The organism is Pseudomonas aylmerensis (assembly GCF_001702265.1).
Lineage (GTDB): Bacteria > Pseudomonadota > Gammaproteobacteria > Pseudomonadales > Pseudomonadaceae > Aquipseudomonas > Aquipseudomonas aylmerensis.
Genome location: NZ_MAUE01000045.1, coordinates 802,981 through 825,297, shown reverse-complemented (window position 1 = coordinate 825,297; position 22,317 = coordinate 802,981). Strand labels below are relative to the sequence as shown.

The 22,317-nt window shown below is 62.2% G+C and carries 24 protein-coding genes; all 24 read right to left on the bottom strand.

The window, feature by feature from the left end; all coding sequences use genetic code 11:
• Window positions 1-3: 3 nt before the first annotated feature.
• Complete coding sequence (locus BBG20_RS29645) at window positions 4-792, bottom strand: protein phosphatase CheZ (RefSeq protein ID WP_065909831.1); 789 nt, start codon at window positions 790-792, stop codon at window positions 4-6.
• Window positions 793-810: 18 nt separating this feature from the next.
• Complete coding sequence (locus tag BBG20_RS29640; RefSeq protein WP_015885173.1) at window positions 811-1,185, bottom strand: chemotaxis response regulator CheY; 375 nt, start codon at window positions 1,183-1,185, stop codon at window positions 811-813.
• A gap of 170 nt (window positions 1,186-1,355) precedes the next feature.
• Window positions 1,356-2,096 (bottom strand): RNA polymerase sigma factor FliA, encoded by a 741-nt coding sequence (gene fliA / locus BBG20_RS29635; protein ID WP_065909829.1) that lies wholly within the window; start codon window positions 2,094-2,096, stop codon window positions 1,356-1,358.
• Window positions 2,093-2,926: a flagellar synthesis regulator FleN gene (gene fleN, locus BBG20_RS29630; RefSeq protein ID WP_003192912.1), complete on the bottom strand. Its 834-nt coding sequence runs from the start codon at window positions 2,924-2,926 to the stop codon at window positions 2,093-2,095. The genes fliA and fleN overlap by 4 nt, the downstream gene beginning before the upstream one ends.
• A 106-nt stretch (window positions 2,927-3,032) precedes the next feature.
• A complete protein-coding gene (gene flhF, locus BBG20_RS29625; RefSeq protein ID WP_065909827.1) occupies window positions 3,033-4,349 on the bottom strand; it encodes a flagellar biosynthesis protein FlhF in 1,317 nt (438 codons plus the stop codon).
• A 12-nt stretch (window positions 4,350-4,361) separates the two neighbouring features.
• Window positions 4,362-6,476: a flagellar biosynthesis protein FlhA gene (flhA, locus tag BBG20_RS29620; RefSeq protein WP_216864328.1), complete on the bottom strand. Its 2,115-nt coding sequence runs from the start codon at window positions 6,474-6,476 to the stop codon at window positions 4,362-4,364.
• A 271-nt stretch (window positions 6,477-6,747) separates the two neighbouring features.
• Window positions 6,748-6,948 carry a S1 domain-containing protein gene (locus BBG20_RS29615; RefSeq protein WP_065909826.1) on the bottom strand — a complete coding sequence of 67 codons (201 nt, stop codon included), beginning with the start codon at window positions 6,946-6,948 and terminating at the stop codon, window positions 6,748-6,750.
• A 352-nt stretch (window positions 6,949-7,300) separates the two neighbouring features.
• A complete protein-coding gene (gene flhB / locus BBG20_RS29610; RefSeq protein WP_065909824.1) occupies window positions 7,301-8,437 on the bottom strand; it encodes a flagellar biosynthesis protein FlhB in 1,137 nt (378 codons plus the stop codon).
• A gap of 3 nt (window positions 8,438-8,440) precedes the next feature.
• Window positions 8,441-9,226: a flagellar biosynthetic protein FliR gene (gene fliR, locus BBG20_RS29605; RefSeq protein ID WP_065909822.1), complete on the bottom strand. Its 786-nt coding sequence runs from the start codon at window positions 9,224-9,226 to the stop codon at window positions 8,441-8,443.
• Window positions 9,227-9,230: 4 nt separating this feature from the next.
• A complete protein-coding gene (fliQ, locus tag BBG20_RS29600; RefSeq protein WP_003214552.1) occupies window positions 9,231-9,500 on the bottom strand; it encodes a flagellar biosynthesis protein FliQ in 270 nt (89 codons plus the stop codon).
• Between the two features lie 4 nt (window positions 9,501-9,504).
• Window positions 9,505-10,248, bottom strand: coding sequence for a flagellar type III secretion system pore protein FliP (gene fliP, locus BBG20_RS29595; protein WP_016976565.1), 744 nt, complete (start codon window positions 10,246-10,248; stop codon window positions 9,505-9,507).
• A complete protein-coding gene (gene fliO / locus BBG20_RS29590; protein WP_065909820.1) occupies window positions 10,248-10,688 on the bottom strand; it encodes a flagellar biosynthetic protein FliO in 441 nt (146 codons plus the stop codon). Before fliO ends, fliP begins: the two co-directional genes overlap by 1 nt.
• Before the next feature lies 1 nt (window position 10,689).
• A complete protein-coding gene (gene fliN, locus BBG20_RS29585; RefSeq protein ID WP_003214557.1) occupies window positions 10,690-11,157 on the bottom strand; it encodes a flagellar motor switch protein FliN in 468 nt (155 codons plus the stop codon).
• Between the two features lie 39 nt (window positions 11,158-11,196).
• Window positions 11,197-12,165: a flagellar motor switch protein FliM gene (gene fliM, locus BBG20_RS29580; RefSeq protein WP_065909818.1), complete on the bottom strand. Its 969-nt coding sequence runs from the start codon at window positions 12,163-12,165 to the stop codon at window positions 11,197-11,199.
• Window positions 12,166-12,174: 9 nt separating this feature from the next.
• The gene (gene fliL / locus BBG20_RS29575; protein ID WP_065909816.1) at window positions 12,175-12,675 is read right to left on the bottom strand and encodes a flagellar basal body-associated protein FliL; all 501 of its coding nucleotides are present in this window, start codon (window positions 12,673-12,675) and stop codon (window positions 12,175-12,177) included.
• Between the two features lie 223 nt (window positions 12,676-12,898).
• A complete protein-coding gene (locus BBG20_RS29570; RefSeq protein ID WP_065909814.1) occupies window positions 12,899-14,239 on the bottom strand; it encodes a flagellar hook-length control protein FliK in 1,341 nt (446 codons plus the stop codon).
• Between the two features lie 144 nt (window positions 14,240-14,383).
• Window positions 14,384-14,728: an Hpt domain-containing protein gene (locus BBG20_RS29565; RefSeq protein WP_065909810.1), complete on the bottom strand. Its 345-nt coding sequence runs from the start codon at window positions 14,726-14,728 to the stop codon at window positions 14,384-14,386.
• A gap of 30 nt (window positions 14,729-14,758) precedes the next feature.
• Entirely contained in the window at window positions 14,759-16,477 is a 1,719-nt protein-coding gene (locus tag BBG20_RS29560) for an ATP-binding SpoIIE family protein phosphatase (RefSeq protein WP_065909809.1), read from the bottom strand.
• Window positions 16,474-16,779, bottom strand: coding sequence for an STAS domain-containing protein (locus tag BBG20_RS29555; RefSeq protein ID WP_065909808.1), 306 nt, complete (start codon window positions 16,777-16,779; stop codon window positions 16,474-16,476). The genes BBG20_RS29560 and BBG20_RS29555 overlap by 4 nt, the downstream gene beginning before the upstream one ends.
• A gap of 171 nt (window positions 16,780-16,950) precedes the next feature.
• On the bottom strand, window positions 16,951-17,400 hold the full coding sequence (gene fliJ, locus BBG20_RS29550; RefSeq protein WP_065909807.1) for a flagellar export protein FliJ: 450 nt from the start codon (window positions 17,398-17,400) through the stop codon (window positions 16,951-16,953).
• Window positions 17,401-17,403: 3 nt separating this feature from the next.
• Window positions 17,404-18,762, bottom strand: a complete 1,359-nt coding sequence (gene fliI, locus BBG20_RS29545) for a flagellar protein export ATPase FliI (protein ID WP_065909805.1) — start codon at window positions 18,760-18,762, stop codon at window positions 17,404-17,406.
• Window positions 18,752-19,516, bottom strand: a complete 765-nt coding sequence (fliH, locus tag BBG20_RS29540; RefSeq protein ID WP_065909803.1) for a flagellar assembly protein FliH — start codon at window positions 19,514-19,516, stop codon at window positions 18,752-18,754. Before fliH ends, fliI begins: the two co-directional genes overlap by 11 nt.
• Before the next feature lie 10 nt (window positions 19,517-19,526).
• Window positions 19,527-20,546, bottom strand: a complete 1,020-nt coding sequence (gene fliG, locus BBG20_RS29535) for a flagellar motor switch protein FliG (RefSeq protein WP_010208743.1) — start codon at window positions 20,544-20,546, stop codon at window positions 19,527-19,529.
• On the bottom strand, window positions 20,539-22,317 hold the full coding sequence (fliF, locus tag BBG20_RS29530) for a flagellar basal-body MS-ring/collar protein FliF (RefSeq protein ID WP_065909802.1): 1,779 nt from the start codon (window positions 22,315-22,317) through the stop codon (window positions 20,539-20,541). Before fliF ends, fliG begins: the two co-directional genes overlap by 8 nt.

Genomic DNA, 22,317 nt, shown 5'->3' with positions numbered 1-22,317 from the left:
TCCTTAGAAGCCTAAACTGGATAACAGGTCATCTACGTCATCCTGACCTGACACAACGTCTTCACGTTTATCGGCATGAATCTGCGGACCTTCACCCTTGGCGAGATGTTTTTGTGGATCTTTTTCCGAGAGGATCGCTTCACGGTCATGTTCGATGCCGGCAAAACGGTCTACCTGGCCGGCCATGAGCACCAGTTTGAGCAGGTTGCTTTCCACTTCGGTGACCAACTGGGTCACACGCTTGATCACCTGGCCGGTGAGGTCCTGGTAATCCTGGGCCAGCAGAATGTCATTGAGGTTGCTGGAAACCGTGCGGTTTTCCTGCTCGCTGCGTGACAAGAATCCATCGACCCGACGCGCCAGTTCACGAAACTCCTCAGCCCCCACCTCGCGGCGCATGAAGCGGCCCCAATCGTGGCTCAGGGCCTGGGCTTCGGTGGCCATGCCATTGACCAGGGGCGTGGCGTTTTCCACCAGGTCCATGGTGCGGTTGGCCGCCGCTTCAGTCAGCCTGACCACATAGGACAGGCGTTCGGTCGCGTCGGTGATTTGCGAAATTTCTTCGGCCTGGGGCATGTGCGGGTCAATCTGGAAATTGACAATCGCACTGTGCAGCTCGCGTGTGAGCTTGCCCACTTCCTGATACAGGCCGCGGTCACGGGTCTGGTTGAGCTCATGGATTAACTGCACCGCGTCGCCGAACTGGCCTTTTTCAAGGCTGTCGACCAACTGGTGAGCATGCTTTTTCAGGGTCGACTCAAAGTCTCCCTGTGACGTTTCTTTATGCTCCATAGCTCCCCCGCGATGGCATTAGCCGTGGATGCGTTCGAAGATTTTTTCGATCTTCTCTTTCAAGGCCAATGCAGTGAATGGCTTGACCACGTAACCGTTGACCCCGGCTTGGGCGGCTTCGATGATCTGCTCACGCTTGGCTTCGGCGGTCACCATCAGCACGGGAAGGCTGCGCAGTTTTTCGTCGGCGCGCACATGGCGCAGCAAGTCGATACCGGTCATGCCCGGCATGTTCCAGTCCGTTACCAGAAAGTCGATGCTCCCGCTGTTGAGGATCGGAATCGCCGTAATGCCGTCATCCGCCTCGACCGTGTTAGTGAACCCAAGGTCACGCAACAGGTTTTTTATGATCCGCCGCATCGTTGAGAAGTCATCAACGATGAGGATTTTCATGTTCTTGTCCAATTCGACCTCCAAGCAGTCTTAAACGCGCCCAGCACCTGGACGCGCCATTTCAATCAACAGGCATTACACAAAAAGGACTGCTGGGGGCACCACGGGCCGATCCCGCGAGGGTCAATCACCCTCGCGGTGTGGTTTGCAGTGCTCCCCAACACTGCCTGTCAGCGCGCTCGCCACTCTCCCAAACGCCCCCGCAAGCGGGCTGCGCACTGGCTGTGCAACTGGCTGACCCGCGATTCGCTGACACCCAGGACCTCACCGATTTCCTTGAGGTTCAGCTCTTCGTCGTAGTACAGCGCCAACACCAGTCGCTCACGCTCCGGCAAATTGGCAATCGCGTCCGCCAGCGCACCCTGGAAGCGTTCATCCTCCAGGTCGCGCGACGGCTCCAGATGAGCACTCGCGCCGTCCTCGTGCAGCCCTTCGTGTTCGCCGTCCTGCAACAGGTCGTCGAAACTGAACAGGCGGCTGCCCAAGGTATCGTTCAAAATCCCGTAGTAATCGTCGAGACTCAATTGGAGTTCGGCCGCAACTTCGTGATCTTTAGCGTCGCGACCGGTTTTTGCTTCAATTGCGCGAATTGCGTCACTGACCATGCGCGTATTGCGATGCACCGAACGCGGCGCCCAGTCACCTTTACGCACTTCATCGAGCATCGCGCCCCGGATGCGGATACCCGCATACGTCTCGAAACTCGCGCCCTTGCTCGCGTCGTACTTGGTCGACACTTCGAGCAGGCCGATCATGCCCGCCTGGATCAGGTCTTCGACCTGGACGCTGGCGGGCAGGCGTGCCAGCAAGTGATAAGCGATGCGCTTGACCAGCGGCGCATAGCGCTCGATCAATTCACCCTGGCTGTCACGTGCCGATTTCTTGTAAAGGTTGTAGCCGCTGGATGTCATAGCACCGGTCCTGCGCTCGTCTGATGCACCAATCGCTCGACGAAAAACTCCAGATGCCCCCGAGGGTTGGCAGGCAACGGCCAGGTATCGACCTTCTGGGCAATAGCCTTGAACGCCAAGGCGCATTTGGAACGAGGGAACGCTTCGTAGACTGCACGCTGCTTTTGCACAGCCTTGCGTACACACTCGTCGTAGGGAACTGCGCCGACGTATTGTAAGGCGACATCGAGGAAGCGATCCGTGACCTTGGTCAACTTGGCGAACAGATTGCGCCCTTCCTGTGGACTCTGGGCCATGTTGGCCAGCACGCGGAAGCGGTTCATGCCGTAGTCACGGTTAAGCAGTTTGATCAGGGCATAGGCGTCGGTGATCGAGGTGGGTTCATCGCAGACCACCAACAGGACTTCCTGCGCAGCGCGCACGAAGCTGACCACGGACTCGCCGATCCCGGCGGCGGTGTCGATCACCAGCACGTCGAGGTTGTCGCCGATATCGCTGAACGCCTGGATCAGGCCGGCATGCTGCGCCGGGCTCAGGTGCACCATGCTCTGGGTGCCGGAGGCGGCCGGCACGATGCGGATACCGCCAGGGCCCTGCAGCAGCACGTCGCGCAGCTCGCAGCGCCCTTCGATCACATCGGCAAGCGTGTGTTTGGGCGTCAGCCCCAGCAGAACGTCGACGTTCGCCAGCCCCAGGTCAGCATCCAGCAGCATGACGCGACGGCCAAGCTCTGCCAGGGCCAGGGACAAATTCACTGACACGTTAGTTTTCCCGACGCCACCTTTGCCGCCGGTCACCGCGATCACCTGTACGGGATGCATGCTGCCCATTTTATTTCTTTACCTTGTCTTGCTTAGACGCAGGCTACATGGCTTGGCCGCGTGAATCGCTTGCAGACCATCGATGTAGGTACATTTCACGGTGTTCATCCTGCCCTCAACCCACCCGCTTTGCCGGGCTGTGATAGAGGTCGGCGAACATATCGGCCATCGCTTCCTCGCTAGGCTCTTCTTGCATTTGCACGCTGACTGCACGGCTGACCAACTGATGACGGCGCGGCAGATGCAGATCATCCGGAATCCGCGGGCCGTCGGTCAGGTAGGCGACCGGCAACTCATGACTGATGGCCAGGCTCAACACCTCGCCCAGGCTCGCGGTTTCGTCGAGCTTGGTGAGGATGCAGCCGGCCAGGCCGCAGCGTTTGTAGCTATGGTACGCAGCGGTAAGAACCTGTTTCTGGCTGGTGGTTGCAAGCACCAGGTAATTTTTCGACTTGATGCCGCGCCCGGCCAGGCTTTCCAGCTGCATGCGCAACGCCGGGTCGCTGGCTTGCAGGCCGGCGGTATCGATCAGCACCACGCGCTTGCGCAGCAGCGGGTCGAGGGCGTTGGCCAGGGATTGGCCCGGGTCGACATGGGTCACCGACACATTGAGGATCCGACCCAAGGTCTTGAGCTGCTCCTGGGCACCGATACGGTAGCTGTCCATGCTCACCAGCGCGATATTCTGGGCGCCGTACTTGAGCACGTAACGGGCGGCCAGCTTGGCCAGGGTGGTGGTCTTGCCCATGCCGGCAGGGCCGACCATGGCGATCACACCGCCCTCTTCCAGCGGCTCGATTTCCGGGGTGACGATCATCCGCGCCAAGTGGGCCAGCAACATGCGCCAGGCCTGGCGAGGTTCTTCGATTTCAGTGGTCAGGGCCAGCAGGTCGCGCGACAACGGGCCGGACAGGCCGATGCGTTGCAGGCGACGCCACAGGTTGGCCTGTTGCGGCTTGCTGCCTTGCAGCTGGTTCCAGGCGAGGGAGCCGAGTTGCACTTCCAGCAGCTCGCGCAGGCCATTGAGTTCAAAGCGCATCGAGTCGAACACGCGCTGGTCGACTGCGGCGGCCGGGGCCGGCGCTGCAGGACGCGGGGGTTCAACGAAGGTCGGCTCGACCAGCGGCTCGGCAGCGGTCAGCGGCAGGCCGGCGAACAACTGGCGGTTGGTGGTGGCGTCGCTGTCGCCACGCATGCTCAGTTCGGCCTGGGCCGAGACAATGCGCGAGGCCGTCTTGCGCAGCTCGTCTTCGAGTTCCATGTTCGGGACGCGCGGGGCCAGGGCCTGGGGAGTGTAATCCAGGGCAGCCGTCAGCTCGACACCGCCGGCAATACGACGGTTACCGATAATCGCGGCGTCGGCGCCCAGCTCATCACGAACCAGTTTCATGGCCTGACGCATATCGGCGGCGAAAAAACGCTTAACTTGCATAACCCACTACCCTCAGCCGTTGGGCCCTACTGTCGCGACGATAGTCACTTGCTTGTTGTCAGGAATTTCCTGATAAGCCAAAACGTGCAAATTCGGTACTGCCAGGCGCCCAAACCGCGACAACATCGCCCGGACGGGGCCGGCCACCAGCAGGATCACTGGTTGGCCCTGCATTTCCTGGCGCTGCGCGGCGTCGATCAACGAACGCTGCAGCTTCTCAGCCATGCTTGGCTCCAGCAGAACGCCCTCTTCCTGGCCTTGTCCTGCCTTCTGAATACTATTGAGCAATATTTGTTCCAACCTTGGTTCCAAGGTGATCACAGGCAGCTCAGAGTCAAGCCCTACAATGCTTTGGACGATTGCGCGCGACAATCCGACGCGCACTGCAGCCACCAGGGCGGCAGTATCTTGACTCTTGGCGGCATTGTTGGCGATAGCTTCGGCAATGCTGCGGATATCGCGTACCGGCACCTGCTCGGCCAGCAGTGCCTGCAGCACCTTGAGCAGTTGCGACAGCGACAGCACGCCCGGCACCAGTTCCTCGGCGAGTTTTGGCGAGGCTTTGCCGAGCAAACCCATCAATTGCTGGACTTCTTCGTGACCGATCAGCTCATGGGAGTGCTTGTACAGAATCTGGTTGAGGTGGGTGGCGACCACGGTACTGGCGTCCACCACGGTGTAGCCCAGGGACTGCGCCTGGCTGCGCTGGCTGATTTCGATCCACACCGCGTCCAGGCCAAAAGCCGGATCTTTGGCGGTAATGCCGTTGAGACTGCCGAATACCTGCCCCGGGTTGATCGCCAGTTCGCGATCCGGGTAGATCTCGGCTTCGGCCAGGATCACCCCCATCAGGGTCAGGCGGTAGGCGCTGGGGGCCAGGTCGAGGTTGTCGCGGATATGCACGGTGGGCATCAGGAAGCCCAGGTCCTGCGAGAGCTTCTTGCGCACCCCCTTGATCCGCGCGAGCAATTGGCCACCCTGATTGCGGTCGACCAGCGGGATCAGGCGGTAGCCGACTTCCAGGCCGATCATGTCGATCGGGGTCACGTCGTCCCAGCCCAACTCCTTGGTTTCCTGGGCCCGGGCCGGCGACGGCAGCAGTTCCTGCTGACGCGCGATTTCCTGCTGGGCCTGGACCTTGACCGCGTTCTGCTTCTTCCAGAACAGGTAGGCACCGCCGGCCGCCATGGCCGCCATGCTCAGGAACGACACGTGGGGCATGCCCGGCACGATACCCATGATCGCCATGATGCCCGCCGCCACGGCCAGGGCCTTGGGCGAGGCGAACATCTGGCGACTGATCTGCTTGCCCATGTCTTCGGAGCCCGAAGCACGGGTCACCATGATCGCGGCAGCTGTGGATAACAACAGTGATGGCAATTGCGCCACTAAACCGTCACCAATGGTCAGCAAGGCGTACACCTTGCCGGCATCGCCGAAGGTCATGCCGTGCTGGAAGATCCCGACCGCCATGCCGCCGATCAGGTTGATGAACAGAATCAGCAGGCCGGCGATGGCGTCACCGCGCACGAATTTGCTGGCACCGTCCATGGAGCCATAGAACTCGGCTTCCTGGGCCACTTCCAGACGGCGCGACTTGGCTTGGTTCTGGTCAATGAGGCCGGCGTTGAGGTCGGCGTCGATGGCCATCTGTTTGCCGGGCATGGCGTCGAGGGTAAAGCGCGCGCTCACCTCGGAAATCCGCCCGGCGCCCTTGGTCACCACCACGAAGTTGATGATCATCAGGATCGCGAAGACCACGATACCCACCACGTAGTTGCCGCCGATCACCACCTCACCGAAGGCCTGGATCACCTTACCGGCGGCGGCGTGGCCGTCCTGGCCGTGGAGCATCACCACGCGCGTCGACGCCACGTTGAGCGCCAGGCGCAACAGGGTCGCCACCAGCAGGATGGTCGGGAATACCGCAAAATCCAGCGGTCGCAGAGCGTATACGCAGACCAGCAGCACCACCACGGACAGGGCAATGTTGAAGGTGAAGAACACGTCCAGCAGGAACGGCGGCATCGGCAACATCATCATTGCCAGCATCACCAGCAACAACAACGGCACACCCAGATTGCCCCGCGAGAGGTCAGTCAGGGTCGTACGGGCCGTGCCGAGCATTTGAGAGCGATCCACCACCGGTATTCCTCGTTTCCTTGAAGCAAACTTTTGACGCCGGGAGGCGTCCTGGAGGCGGTATTGCAAGAAGCCTTCCAACTTTGGTTTCAGGGCGACGATCGTCGAGGGGAACGCGCTTCACATGTAGGGGCTTGCCTGCGATGACGGTGTGTCGGTCACCTGAAGCGCCAGGCTGAACTCAGTCATCGCAGGCAAGTCAGCTCCCACATTATTGGTCGGTGGACACACCGCCAACAGCCAGGCATGCATGCCGCTAGATAAGTTTGATATGGAACGCATACACCCCTTGAGGGCAATGGATCCTCACGAACTGTACGCGCAAGCCTTTCTTGAGCCAGATGCCGGCTGAGCCGGTGCGATCCACATGCACCGGCTCGTCATCGCCATCCAGCGCAATCAGGCCTTTTCCGGTTTTTCGGCTGTAGGATTTGATCGTTCCCGTCACCGCTTCCATCACTACGCCCTCTGCATCGCTGGATGACCTGTGCACAGTAGGGAGCCATGGAAGCGCGAGAGGACGGCGCTGGCTACTGTCAAAGTTGACAGGTAGACGAGGGTTGCCGACGAGTGGTAGCGGATGAAGCGGGCAGGCTTGTTGTAGCGAACGCACTCACTGTGGTGAGCGGGCTTGCCCCGCGTTGGGCTGCGAAGCAGCCCTGAAACCTGGCGACTCGGTCTGACTGTTGGACCGCGGTGGCTGGATTGGGAGCGCTTCGCACTCCAACGCGGGTGCAAGCCCGCTCACCACAAGAAGCCCGCTACCCACAACAAGCCCGCTCACCACAAAGAGCGTATCAGCCGAGCAGTCAGGAATCGCGGCGCAGCTCCGGCGGAATGGGCAGGTCCTTGAGCGGATCGGGCCGCTTGCCCTTGCCCGCGCGGTACTGGCGAATCTGATAGACATACGCCAACACCTGGGCCACGGCCAGGTACAGCCCGGCGGGGATTTCCTGGTCGAGGTCGGTGGAGTAGAAGATCGATCGCGCCAGCTCCGGCGACTCCAGCAGCAGGATGTCGTTGGCCACGGCGATTTCGCGGATTTTAAGCGCGGTGAAGTCGCTGCCCTTGGCCAGCAGCATCGGCGCGCCACCCTTCTCCGGGTCGTATTTGAGGGCCACGGCGTAGTGCGTCGGGTTGGTGATGACCACGTCGGCGTCGGGCACCGAGGCCATCATCTTGCGCTGCGACATTTCCCGCTGCAGCTGGCGAATGCGCTGCTTGACCTCGGGGCGACCCTCTTGGTCCTTGTGTTCGTCGCGCACTTCCTGCTTGGTCATCAGCAGTTTCTTGTGGCTTTCCCACAGCTGGATCGGCGCATCCACCGCCGCGATGATGATCAACCCGGCCGCCATCCACAGCGCACTCCAGCCGACCACCTGCACACTGTGGATGATCGCCGACTCCAGCGGTTCGTGGGCGATGCGCAGCAAATCGTCGATATCCGAGGACAACACCGTCAAGGCCACGAATAGAATCAGGATGAACTTGGCCAACGCCTTGAGCAGCTCCACCAGCGCCTTGGCGGAAAACATGCGCTTGAGCCCGGCCGCCGGGTTCATCCGGCTGAACTTGGGCGCCATGCTGCCGGCGGCGAACAACCAGCCGCCCAGGGCGACCGGGCCGATCAAGGCGGCCAGCAGCAAAGTGATCAGAATCGGCTGCACCGCCAGGATCGCGATTTTGCCCGAGTGCAGCAGGTATTGACCCATCGAATCGGGATTGAGCAGCACCTCGCGCGGCAAGGTGAAGTTGTGCTTCATCAACTCCAGCAAGTCCAACGCCAACCCGCCGCCGTAAATCAGCAGGCCGCCCGCGCCAGCCATCATGGTCGCAACGGTATTCAGCTCTTTGGAGCGCGCAATCTCGCCCTTTTCCCTGGAGTCCTTTTTGCGTTTCTCCGTGGGGTCTTCTGTTTTGTCCTGACCACTCTCGCTCTCGGCCATGGCTCAGCGCGCCCGTGCCAGATCACGTAAGAACTGCAGGGCGTCGGTCGCCAGCGGTTGATACTGATTGAGAATGTCAGCCAGGCCGACCCAGAAAATCCCCATGCCCAACACCAGGGTCAACGGGAAGCCGATCGAGAAGATGTTCAGTTGCGGTGCCGCGCGGGTCATCACGCCGAACGCGATGTTGACCACCAGCAACGCGGTGATTGCCGGCAGCACCAGCAACAGCGAGGCGCCCAGCACCCAACCGAGGCGCCCGACCACTTCCCAGAAATGATTGACCACCAGGCCCGAGCCCACCGGCAAGGTGGTGAAGCTTTCGGTCAGCACCTCGAACACCACCAGGTGGCCGTTCATGGCCAGGAACAGCAACGTCACCAGCATGGTCAGGAACTGCCCGATCACCGCCGCCGACACGCCGTTGGTGGGGTCGACCATGGACGCGAAGCCCATGCCCATCTGGATCGAGATGATTTGCCCGGCAATCACGAATGCCTGGAAGAACAGCTGCAGGGAAAAGCCCAGCAACGCGCCGATCAGGATCTGCTCGGCGATCAGCATCAGCGCGCTGAGGTCCAGCGCATTGACCGGGGGCATGGCCGGCAAGCCCGGCGTGATCACCACGGTAATCGCCACTGCAAAGTACAGGCGCACGCGGCGCGGGACCAGGGTGGTGCCGAACACCGGCATGCTCATCAGCACCGCCGTCACGCGAAACAGCGGCAGGATGAAGGAGGCCACCCAGGTGCTGATCTGGGTGTCGGTCAATGCCAGCAAAGACTGCATCGGGTCAGCCGATCAACTGCGGAATACTGCCGTACAACTGCAGGATGTATTCCATGAAAGTCTGCACCAGCCAGGGGCCGGCAACGATCAGGGTGATCAGCATCACCAGCAAGCGCGGGAGGAAGCTCAAGGTCTGTTCGTTGATCTGGGTCGCGGCCTGGAACATCGCCACCAGCAGGCCGACCAACAGGCTCGGCACCACCAGCACGGCGACCATCATGGTGGTCAGCCACAGCGCTTCACGGAACAGGTCGACGGCAACTTCTGGGGTCATGGCCCTACACTCCGCCGAAACTGCCGGCCAGGGTGCCGATAATCAGCGCCCAGCCGTCCACCAGCACAAACAGCATGATCTTGAACGGCAACGAGATGATTAGCGGCGACAGCATCATCATCCCCATGGCCATCAGCACGCTCGCCACCACCAGGTCGATGATCAGGAACGGGATAAAGATCATGAAGCCGATCTGGAACGCGGTCTTCAACTCCGACGTGACAAACGCCGGGACCAGGATGGTCAGCGGCGCCTGGTCCGGGGTGGCGATGTCAGTGCGCTTGGACAGGCGCATGAACAGCTCGAGGTCGCTGGAGCGGGTCTGCGACAGCATGAAGTCCTTGATCGGGCCCTGGGCCTTGTCGATCGCGTCCTGGGCGGTCATTTTTTCCGCCAGGTAAGGCTGCAGGGCTTGCTGGTTCACCTTGTCGAACACCGGCGCCATGATGAACAGCGTCAGAAACAAGGCCATGCCGGTGAGGATCTGGTTCGACGGCGTCTGCTGCAGGCCCAGGGCCTGGCGCAGGATCGAGAACACAATGATGATCCGCGTGAAGCTGGTCATCAGCATCACGAACGCCGGGATAAAGCTCAGCGCGGTCATGATCAGCAGGATCTGCAGACTGACCGAATACTCCTGGGCCCCCGCCGCGTTGGTGCCCAGCGTAATCGCCGGGATCGACAACGGGTCGGCGCCGAACGCCAGTGGCGCGGCCAGCAACAGCATGAGCGTCAACAAAACGCGCATTACTTCTTATCCTTCTGATCCTTGCCCAGCAACTCCATCAGGCGCTGGGCGAATTCCGGTGTGGTGGCCTGGGTCTGGGCCACGTCCACCGGCGTCTTGAGCACATGCAACGGGGTGATGCGGCCGGGGGTGAGGCCCAGCAGGATCTGTTCCCCACCGACCTGCACCAGCACCAGCCGATCACGCGGGCCGAGGGCGCGCGAGCCGATCATTTCGATCACCTGGGCGTTGCCCGGCCCGACGTTCTGCACGCGGCGCATCAGCCAGGCCAGCACGAAGATCAGCCCGACCACCAGCAACAACCCCAATACCAACTGGGTCAACTGGCCGCCGATGCCGCTGCTCACCACTGGCGCCGCAGCCGCCGCCTGCGCGACCGGCTCAGCCGCCAGGGCGCTCAATGGCAGCGCCGACAACAGTCCCGCCATCGAATACTTCATCTCAGCGCAACTTCTTGATGCGTTCGCTCGGGCTGATCACGTCGGTCAGGCGGATGCCGAACTTCTCGTTGACCACCACCACTTCGCCGTGGGCGATCAGCGTGCCGTTGACCAGCACGTCCAGGGGCTCACCGGCCAGGCGGTCGAGCTCGATCACCGAGCCCTGGTTGAGCTGCAGCAGGTTGCGGATGTTGATTTCGGTGCTGCCGACTTCCATCGAGATCGAGACCGGGATGTCGAGGATCACATCCAGGTTCGGGCCATCAAGGGTCACCGGATCGTTGTTCTTCGGCACGCTGCCGAATTCTTCCATCGGCAGGCGATTGCCGACCGGTGCAGTGGCCGCGTCGGCCGCCAGCAGTGCGTCGATATCGTCCTGGCCAACATCGCCGGTTTCTTCCAGGGCAGCTGCCCATTCGTCAGCCAGGGCCTGGTCTTCGGCGGAAGTGTTTTCGTGTTCGGTAGCCATTACATGTCCTCGGCGGAGCAAACATTCATAAATTAGGGATCAGCGACGGTTGATCGGCTCAACCACTTGCAAAGCCAGGTTGCCCTTGTGGGACCCCAGCTTGACCTTGAACGACGGCACGCCATTGGCGCGCATGATCATTTCTTCCGGCAATTCGACCGGGATCACGTCCCCCGGCTGCATGTGCAAAATATCTCGCAGACGCAACTGGCGACGGGCCACGGTGGCGCTCAGGGGCACGTCGACGTCGAGCAGGTCTTCGCGCAGGGCCTTGACCCAGCGTTCGTCCTGGTCGTCGAGGTCGGACTGGAAGCCCGCATCGAGCATCTCGCGCACCGGCTCGATCATCGAGTACGGCATGGTCACGTGCAGGTCGCCGCCACCGCCATCGAGTTCGATATGGAAGGTCGACACCACGATGGCCTCACTGGGGCCGACGATGTTGGCCATGGCCGGGTTCACTTCCGAGTTGATGTACTCGAAATTGACTTCCATGATCGCCTGCCAGGCTTCCTTCAAGTCGATGAAGGCTTGCTCCAGCACCATGCGCACCACCCGCAGTTCGGTCGGGGTGAATTCACGGCCTTCGATCTTGGCGTGACGGCCGTCGCCGCCGAAGAAGTTGTCCACCAGCTTGAACACCAGCTTGGCGTCGAGGATGAACAGCGCGGTACCGCGCAGCGGCTTGATCTTGACCAGGTTGAGGCTGGTGGGCACGTACAGCGAGTGCACGTATTCACCGAACTTCATCACCTGCACGCCGCCCACCGCCACGTCCGCCGAGCGGCGCAGCATGTTGAACATGCTGATACGGGTGTAGCGGGCAAAACGCTCGTTGATCATTTCCAGGGTCGGCATGCGTCCACGGACGATGCGATCCTGGCTTGTGAGGTCATAACTTTTGACGCTGCCGGGTTCGGCAGCCATTTCGGTCTGTACCAGACCATCGTCCACGCCATGCAGCAGCGCGTCGATTTCATCCTGGGACAGCAGGTCTTGCACGGCCATGTCGTGATCCTACTGCAATACGAAGTTAGTGAAGAGCGCCTGTTCGACCACCACTTTGCCGAGCTCTTTCTGGGCCACTTCCTGCACGCTGGCAGTGACCTTCTGGCGCAGCATTTCCTGGCCCACCGGGGTGGCCAGGGTGTCGAAGCTCTGTCCGGAGAACAGCATCACCAGGTTGTTGCGGATCACCGGCATATGCACCTTGAGGGCATCCAGGTCCGCCTGGTTACGCGCCAGCAAGGTGATGCTCACCTGCAGGTAGCGTTGACGCCCGTTCTGGTTGAAGTTGGCGACAAAGGCCGGGAGCATCGGCTCGAAGATTGCCGGTTGCTTGACGTTACTGGCGGTTTCGGCGGCGGGTGCCGGTTTGCTTGCACTGCTGTGCATGATGTACCAGGTGCCACCCACCGAGGCGCCGATGGCCAGGAGCAGGCCCAGGACTATCAACAGGATAAGCTTGAGCTTTCCTTTGCCTGCGGGTGCTTTTGCTGCGTCGTCGCTCTTCGCCATGCCAATAATCCGTCACTATTCGGGGATTCATAGATCTACGGAAAGGCAAGAGCAAGTGTTATGCCAGAGTTGTCTGGTAATTCAGGAAGAGAGAACACTGCAAATCAAATGTGGGAGCGGGCTTGCTCGCGAAAGCAGTATGTCAGTCAGCACAGATGCAAACTGACACACCGCCTTCGCGAGCAAGCCCGCTCCCACATTTTGGCCTGTGCCAGGCTCAGGATCAGGCGTAGTAGTCGACGGCGCTGGAGCCGATCACGGTAGACGTCACCGGCGCGACGGCCTCAGCTACATCGCCGTGACTGGCATTGTCGCCGTTGTCGCCGCCGCGCCCACCCGTGCCACTCACGCCACGGGTCTGGGCCTGCTGTTGCTGCTGCTCCTGGCCACGGGACTGGTCGGACACGTTGACGTCGACCTGGCCCATGCCTTGCTGGGCGAACATCTCCCGCAGGCGGCCGGACTGGCTTTCCAGCGCTTCACGCACCACCGGGTGGGCGCTCATGAAGTTGACCTGGGCCTGCTGGTCGGCCGTCATGTTGACCTTGATGTCCAGGCGACCGAGTTCGGCCGGCTGCAACTGGATCTCTGCCGACTTGAGGTTGGCGCTGGAGAGGTACATCACGCGGTTGACGATTTCGTCGGTCCAGCCGCTCTGGTGCATGGCCAGCGGCGCATTGGTCGTGGGCGGCAGCGCATTGGCGGTTTTCGGCGTGGCGGCCTGGGTCAGCGCGGCAAGGCGATTGGCGAAGTCATCGACGCGCGTGTCGCTGCTGGCTTCCTTGAGGTCCTTGAGGCCGCCTTCGATCAACCCGCTGAAGGCCTTCTCGCCGCCGGAGTCAGTGCTGTCCTTGGTGGCTTGCTGGTCGACCATATTGGCCAGGCCGGCGGCAAAGTTCTGCGCGGCCGTCGGCTGGTCCTGGGTCGGCGCCGGGGCGGTTTTTGCCGGTGCCTGGCTGCTGGCCGACACATGCCCGCCCTGCTCCATCGCCAGGCGCACGGCCGGCATCGCATCCAGTGGATCGGCCTCGGGGTCGAACGCCGGCTTGGCTTCCTCGGTGGCCGCGATCGGCGCCGCAACCACCGGCTGGGCGCTGTCGTCCTGGGCGGCAGCCGCCGGTGCCGGGGTTTGCACCGGTACCGGCACAACCACCGGCGTGACCGTGGCAATCAACGCCGGATCGACCACCGGGTCGGTCGGGGGCTGCTGCACCAGGGTCGGATCGACCGGCGCGTCGTCATCGGTGCTGGCACTGTCATCGGACTTGGCCGGCGGCGTGGCAGGCAAGGTATTGCCGCTATCGGCAACCGCTGGCGTGCTGGCGGCAGGCTTGTCGCTGCTGGCGACAGGCTTGGCAGAGTTGTCGGAAGGCTTGTCCCGTGTGGGCTTGGCCGAGTTGTCGTCGGCCTTGATCGCGGGCTTGGCGCCTTGGTTGGCGAACACCTGTGCGAAGCCAGGGCCCTTGTCCCGTGGGTCCGCATCCACAACCGGCTGCGGGGCGGCGGACGCTTGAGGCTTGGCCGCGGGGGCAGCCTGAAGGAGCGAATTCGGGGCGACTGGCATAGGTAAAGGTCTCCACTGCATGGGGATCGGGGATGCAGTATCGGGAGATAGAGCAAGAGTCGGGCCAGGTTTTACTTGGCTTTGTTTTTGTTGTGTACCTATCCGTTATTCAGGTAACGGCTGATGGATACGTACACCCCCCAACTACACGCCAAACCGCTGCCGCTCGGACTCATACAACGGCTTCACCAACGCAAACTCGTGATCAATCTGATCCACCAGCGCCCCCAGGTCCGCCGAGGACTCAACCGACTCGACCTCCAGCCGCTGGCACAACTGCGCCAAGCGGACCGCGCCGAGGTTGCCGCTGCTGCCCTTGAAGCTATGGGCGATGCGCCCCAGCGCCTTGGCGTCGTCGCGGGCCTTGCGCAGGGCTTCGACGCGCTTCTGGGAATCATCGAGAAAGGTATCGAGCAGCTTGGGGTACTCGCCTTCCATGACCTCCTGCAAACCCGACAACACGTCAGGGTCCAGATGAATATCAACCACTTGCTCGCTCCTTGATCAAGAATCGGCGGATTATGCCAGAGCCCCCCAGCAAAACTCCACGCAGACACTGCGCCCGCCATCGGACCAGCGTACATCGCTGCTCAACTGGCGCACCAGGCTCAGCCCGCGGCCGGACAGACGGTCGATATCCAACGGGCGGGCCAGCACCTGTTCGACGTCGAACCCCGGCCCGCTGTCTTCCAGGCGCAAGGTCATCTTGCCGCCCGCTTCGGTGGGCACCACCTGCACGTGCACGCGTACATAACCGCTGTTCAACTGCGCCAGGCGATCGTTGCGCTGGCGGTAATACTCGGTAAACCCCTGGGCATCGCGCTTGAGCCGCGAGTCCAGGCCCAGCACGCCATGCTCCAGCGCGTTGGAATACAGCTCGGCCATCACGCTGTAGAGCGCCCCGCTCTGCTCACGCAGGCCGTGGATCTCCAGCAACAGTTGCAGCAGGTAGGGCAACGGGTTGTAGCGCTTGAGGGTTTCGGCGCGAAACTCGAAACTCACCGACCAATCCAGCGGGCACGACTGGCCGCTGTCGGCATACAACGGCCCGGTCGCGCGCAACGACTGGCCGGGCTGCAGGGTGATTTCCACCATGCTCACGTCATCCCGCGCCTCGCCGCGAAAGGCCGCCAGCGCCTGTTCAATGTCTTCGAACAGCCGATCCGGCTCGCGATTGGCGGCGAACACCTGCTGCAAACGCTCGGCGCCAAACAATTGATCATTCGCGTCAGCGGTGTCCAGCACACCATCGGACAGCAGGAACACGCGGTCGCCCAAGGCCATGGGCCAGACTTCGGTGCGATCATCAAAAGCGTCGGCCGAAAGCACGCCCAACGGCAAATGCCGCGACTGCAGCGGCGTGCGCTGGCCACTGGCGACTTCATGCACATAGCCATCGGGCATGCCGCCGTTCCACACCTCCACCACGCGGCGCTGCGTGCTCAGGCACAACAGGGTGGCACAGCAGAACATGTCCACCGGCAGGATGCGCTTGAGCTTGGCGTTCATCTCGCGCAGGGTCTGCGCCAGGCCGTAGCCCTTGGCGGTCATGCCGTAGAACACTTCCGCCAGCGGCATCGCGCCCACCGCTGCCGGCAGGCCGTGGCCGGTGAAATCGCCGAGCAGCACGTGCATGTCGCCGGACGGCGTGTAGGCCGCCAGCAGCAGGTCACCGTTGAACAACGCATAGGGCGATTGCAGGTAGCGAATGTTCGGCGCGGCATTGATGCAGCCGGAATGGGCGACCTTGTCGAACACGGCCTTGGCGACCCGCTGCTCATGCAATAGATAGTCGTGGTGCCTGGCGATCAGATCGCGCTGCTGCAACACGGTGGCCTGCAACCGGCGCAGGCGGTCCATGGCGTTGATCTTCGCGGCCAGGATCAGTTGGTTGTAGGGCTTGGGCAGGAAGTCGTCACCGCCGGCATCCAGGCATTGGGCCAGCGCCTCGCTTTCGCGCAGGGAGGTGAGGAAGATAATCGGCACCAGCGCCTCGCCGGCCAGTTGCTTGATGCGGCGGGCCGCCTCAAAGCCGTCCATCACCGGCATCAGCGCATCCATCAGCACCAGCTGCGGACGCTCGCGGGCGAACACCTCAACCGCTTGCGCGCCGTTGGTGGCGGTCAGCACCTGATGGCCCTGACGCCGGATGATCGTCGACAGCAACAACAAGTCGGCGGCGCTGTCTTCGGCGATCAATATGCTCAGCGCTTCAGGAACCGGGGCCAGGACGCTCAAGTGAGGTCGAACAATTTGTCGAAGTTAGAAATGGCGAGGATCTTGCGCACGTCAGAATTACTGTTGATCACCTGAACCTCGGCGTTATCGCCACCCGCATGGTCACGCAGCAGCAGGAGCATGCCCAGGGCCGAGCTGTCCATATAAGTGGTGTGCTTCAAGTCCACCACATAGATCTCGGGCACTTTGTAAAACCGCTCGTAGGCATCACGAAAGGCTTGGTGGCTACCGAAATCGAACCGCCCCTTGATGGAAATCGTCAACTTCGTCCCATCCAGGGATACTTCTGACTCGACTGACATACGACTGCTTCCTTGTCATTGGCAATGTGCAACAAGGTTTAGCAGGCGAAGCGGATCTGAGCAACACAGCGAATCAAATGTGGGAGCGGGCTTGTTCACGAAAGCAGTCTGTCAGCCACCACAGATGCAAACTGACATACCGCCTTCGCGAGCAGGCCCGCTGCCACATTTTTAGAATTGGGATTGACGCGGCAGACGCTGGGACAGTTCGTCGAGCAGCTTCTGCTCACGCTTGTCTTCGATGGCCCGCGCCTCGTCGATGTAGCGCTGCACCAGTTTGCGCAGGCCTTCGACCCGCGCAAACGCCGCTTGCCAGCTCTCGCGGGCTTTATCGAGATTGTTCTGGTGCCAGGCCAGGCTCTGGCGCTGTTGGCCGACGGCGGTTTCCAACTGGTTGAGAAAGCCCTGGTAGCCCATCAGCCACTGGCCGGAAACGCCTTTGCTGCCGCGTTCGATCCATTGCTGCTGGTACTCGCTGCGAAAACGCTCGAGGTCGCCCAGCTTGCTTTCCGCCAGACGCACCTGGCCCTGGAAATACCCCAGGCGCTGCACGGCGGTTTTCTCGGCCTTTTCGGCCATGTCCACCACCGGGGCCAGACGTGAGGAACGCGTGCTGGCCATGGCTTAGCCGCCTGGCGCCGGGGCGAAGATCGAGCCCAGGTGCGCTTCGCTTTCACCCATGCTGATCTTGTCGTTGAGGCCCTGGCGCAGGTAGGTCACCAGTTGCGGTTGCAGGGCGATCGCCAGGTCGGTCTCGCGATCACCGCCGGCCACATAGGCGCCGACACTGATCAGGTCGCGACTCTGCTGGTAGCGCGACCACAACTGTTTGAAATGCTGCGCGCGCGCCATGTGCTCCGGCGTGACCACGGCCGGCATCACCCGGCTGATCGACGCCTCGATGTCGATGGCCGGATAGTGCCCCTCTTCCGCCAGGCGCCGCGACAGTACGATGTGGCCGTCGAGTACACCCCGCGCCGAGTCGGCAATCGGGTCCTGCTGGTCATCGCCTTCGGACAACACCGTGTAGAACGCGGTGATCGAGCCCCCACCGGCTTCGGCATTACCGGCGCGCTCCACCAACTTGGGCAGCTTGGCAAACACCGACGGCGGATAGCCCTTGGTGGCCGGCGGCTCACCGATGGCCAGGGCGATTTCCCGCTGGGCCTGGGCAAAACGCGTGAGCGAGTCCATCAGCAACAGGACGTTCTTGCCCTTGTCGCGAAAATATTCGGCGATGCGCGTGCAATACATCGCGGCGCGCAAACGCATCAGCGGTGCATCGTCGGCCGGGGACGCGACCACCACCGAGCGCTTGAGGCCTTCTTCACCGAGGCTGTGCTCGATGAATTCCTTGACCTCACGACCCCGCTCGCCGATCAGCCCCACCACAATGATGTCGGCCTCGGTAAAGCGGGTCATCATGCCGAGCAACACCGACTTACCCACGCCGGTACCGGCGAACAGGCCCAGACGCTGGCCGCGACCGACCGTCAATAATCCGTTGATGCTGCGAATGCCCACGTCCAGCGGCACGCTGATCGGGTTGCGGTTCAGCGGGTTGATGGTCGGGCCGTCCATCGGCACCCAGTCTTCGGCCTTCATCCCGCCCTTGCCGTCCAGCGCGCGACCGGCGCCGTCGAGCACGCGGCCGAGCATGCTCATGCCCATGGGCAGGCGACCGGTATCAGCCAACGGCACCACGCGGGCACCGGGGGCGATGCCGGCCAGGCTGCCGACGGGCATCAGGAAAATCTTGCTGCCGGAAAAGCCCATCACTTCGGCTTCGACCTGCACCGGGTGATAGCTGTCGTCGTTGATCACCAGGCAGCGGCTGCCCATGGCCGCGCGCAGGCCCTCGGCCTCCAGGGTCAGGCCGACCATGCGCAACAGGCGCCCTTCGAGGATCGGTTGGCCAGCCAATTCGGTGGCTTCGGCATAGCCACCCAGGCGTTTGGCGAAGCTGGTGCGATCAAGGCGCATCAGGGGCGTCCAGGTCCACACTCAGGTCAGGCTCGGCCGGGTGCAGGGCTTGTTCGTGGAGTTGGTCGAACAGCTTGGCCATGATCTGGCTGATCCGGGTTTCCACCGTCGCATCGATGCGGCTGTGCTCGGTCTCGACGCGGCAACCCCCTGGCTGCAGGGAGGCGTCCTCGACGATGCGCCAGGTTTCTTCATGGCGCTCGCGCAGGGCCTTGACCTGTTCGAAATCCTGCGGGTTGATGTACAGCCGCACATTGCCGACGCCCAGCGGCAGCAACTTGAGCGCTTCGCGCATCACGCTTTCGATGTGGCTGGAATCGAGCACCAGCTCACGCTGGATCACCTGGCGGGCGATATGCTCCACCAGGCCGACCATGGCTTTCTCGATCTGCGAATCCTGTTCGGCGATGGGGTCGAACAAGCCGCCCATCAAGCGCTCCAGGCTGGCCAGCTTGACGGCGAGCGCCGCCTCGGCCTCCTGGCGCACCTTGAGGGTGGTGCTGCGAAAACCGTCTTTTTCACCGGCGGAAAACCCTTCGTTGTAAGCCTCCTGGCGGATGCTCTCCAACTCTTCCAGGGTCAGTGGCTGGACTTCTTCCAGCGGCACTTCTTCCATTTCCGCAGGCGGCTCTTCCACCGGTTCCGGCTCGGGCTCCGGCACATGCGGATCGAAGCTGGGCAACGACCAGATGTCGAACCCGCCGACATCCCGCGCGCGAATCAGATCGCTGGGAGCCCCATCTTTGTTCGACATGAGTGGCGCCTTAAATCATTTCTTCGCCGCCCTTCCCGCCGAGAACGATTTCTCCGGCTTCGGCCATACGGCGGGCAATGGTGAGGATCTCTTTCTGCGCAGTTTCCACGTCGCTGACGCGCACCGGGCCCTTGGCCTCGAGGTCGTCGCGCAGCAGCTCGGAAGCACGCTTGGACATGTTCTTGAAGATCTTCTCCTTGACGTTCTCGTCGGAGCCCTTGAGCGCCAGCACCAGCACGTCGGAGGACACCTCGCGCAGCAACGCCTGGATGCCACGGTCGTCGACATCGGAGAGGTTGTTGAACACGAACATGAGGTCTTCGATCTGGCCGGACAGGGTGTCGTCGATCTCGCGGATCGAGTCCATCAACTGGCCTTCGACCGAGCTGTCGAGGAAGTTCATGATGTCGGCCGCGCGCTTGATACCGCCCAAGGTGGTCCGCGAGGCATTCGAGTTGCCCGAGAACTGCTTCTCGAGAATCGTATTGAGTTCTTTCAAGGCCGCCGGCTGCACAGTGTTCAGCGACGACACGCGCAGGATGATGTCCAGGCGCACTTTATGGTCGAAGTGACCAAGCACTTCACCGGCCTGGTCCGGGTCGAGGTACGCCACGACGATCGCCTGGATCTGCGGGTGCTCGTAGCGGATCACGTCGGCGACGGCGCGCGGCTCCATCCATTTGAGGCTGTCGAGGCCGCTGGTGTTGCCACCCAGCAGGATGCGGTCGATCAGGCCGTTGGCCTTGTCTTCGCCCAGGGCCGAGGTGAGCATCTTGCGGATGTAGCTGTCGGAGCCGACGCCCAGGCTGGTCTGGTCGCCGACGATCTCGACGAACTCACTCATCACCTGCTCGACCTGCTCACGGTGCACATTGCGCATCTGCGCCATGGCCACGCCAACCCGCTGGACTTCTTTAGGGCCCATGTGGCGCAGCACTTGGGCGGCGTCGGTTTCACCCAGCGACAGCAGCAATACAGCGGCTTTGTCGACTTTGGTGAGCTTGGCAACAGCGGCTCGATTATCACTCATCTGCGTTGATCCACTCTTTCACGACCTGGGCCACACGGCCCGGGTCTTCTGCCACCAGACTCTTGATTGCATTCAGCTGAGCGTCATAGCCTTCGCTCGGGCTTGGCAACAGGATGCTTTGCGGGCCGCCGAGGCTGACGCGGTCGTTGGCCAGTTCGCCATCCAGGCCGCCCATGCCACCCAACTCGACGTCGCTGCCACCGAAGGCCGCGAGTTGTTTCTTGCCGTTGCCGGTGATGTTGTTGAGCACCGGACGCAGCACGCCGAACACCAGCACCAGGATGAACAACACACCCAGCACTTGCTTGACGATGTCCCAGAACCACGGCTGCGTGTAGAACGCCGGGTCGGCGATCACTTCGCCACGCTCGGCGGAGAACGGCATGTTGATCACGCTGACGCTGTCGCCACGGCTGGCGTCAAAACCGACGGCGTCCTGCACCAGGCGAGTGAAGCGCGCCAATTCGTCGGCGCTCCAGGGCGCACGGGTGACCGCGCCGTCAGCCGGGTTGACCTTGACCTGGTCATCGACCACCACCGACACCGACAGGCGATTGACACGGCCCTGCTGCTGCTTGGTGTGGCTGATGGAACGGTCGAGTTCGAAGTTCTTGGTGGACTGGTTACGCTTGTCCGCCGGGTACGGGGCGAGCATCGGCTGGCCGGTGGCCGGGTCCATGATCTGCTGGCCGTTGGCGTCCAGCAGCGGCTGCCCAGGTTGCACTGCACCAGCAGTCGCGGCAGCGCCACCGGTGGTTTGCGGCGCGGTGGCCGGTGCCGGTGGCTGGTTGCTCAGGGCACCCGGCACACCTTGCGGGCCATTGCTGGCGGTGCGTTGTTCGCTGGTCGACTGCTCGCTGCGCAAGGCCGGCTGGTCGGGGTTGAACTGCTCGGAGGTCGACTCGACGGCGCTGAAGTCCACATCGGCAGACACTTCAGCCTTGTAGCGGTCGTTGCCCAGCACCGGTTGCAGGATGTTATGCACACGCTGGGTGAGCATGCTTTCCATGCGGCGGCTGTAGTCGAACTGCTTGCCGGCCTGGGTCAGCGCGGAGTTTTCAGCCTGGTCGGACAGCAGGTTACCCTTCTGGTCGACCACAGTGATTTGCGACTTGCTCAATTCAGGAACGCTGGTGGCCACCAGGTTGATGATCGCCAGAACCTGGCCAGGCTCCAGGGAGCGGCCGGAAAACAGTTCGACCAATACCGAGGCACTTGGCTTGCGCTCATCGCGCACAAACACCGAGCTTTTCGGAATAGCCAAGTGCACGCGGGCGCCCTTGACGTTGTTGAGGCTGGAGATGGTGCGGGCGAGTTCGCCTTCGAGGCCACGACGATAGCGAGTGGCTTCCATGAACTGGCTGGTCCCCAGGCCCTGGTCCTTGTCGAGGATTTCAAAACCGATGTTGCTGTCGGACGGGGTCACGCCAGCCGCCGCGAGTTTCATCCGCGCCCGGGCCACGTCGTCGGCCTTGACCAGCAGAGCGCCGGAGTTGGGCTCCACAGTGTAGGAAATGTCGGCAGCCGACAGGGTTTCCATGATCTGCTTGGAATCCATGCCCGCCAGGCTGCCGTACAGCGGCCGGTAATCGGGTTGCTGCGACCACAACACCACGGCAAAACCAATCGCCACGCTGGCAGCCAGGCCGACCATCAGGCCCACCTGACGCAACATGGTCATTTCCGAGAGGTTTTCCAGGAACGACAGGCCAAACAGTGGCGGCTTGCCGTCTGCCTTGGCGGGTACGTTGTCCACGACTGCTTCTGCCAT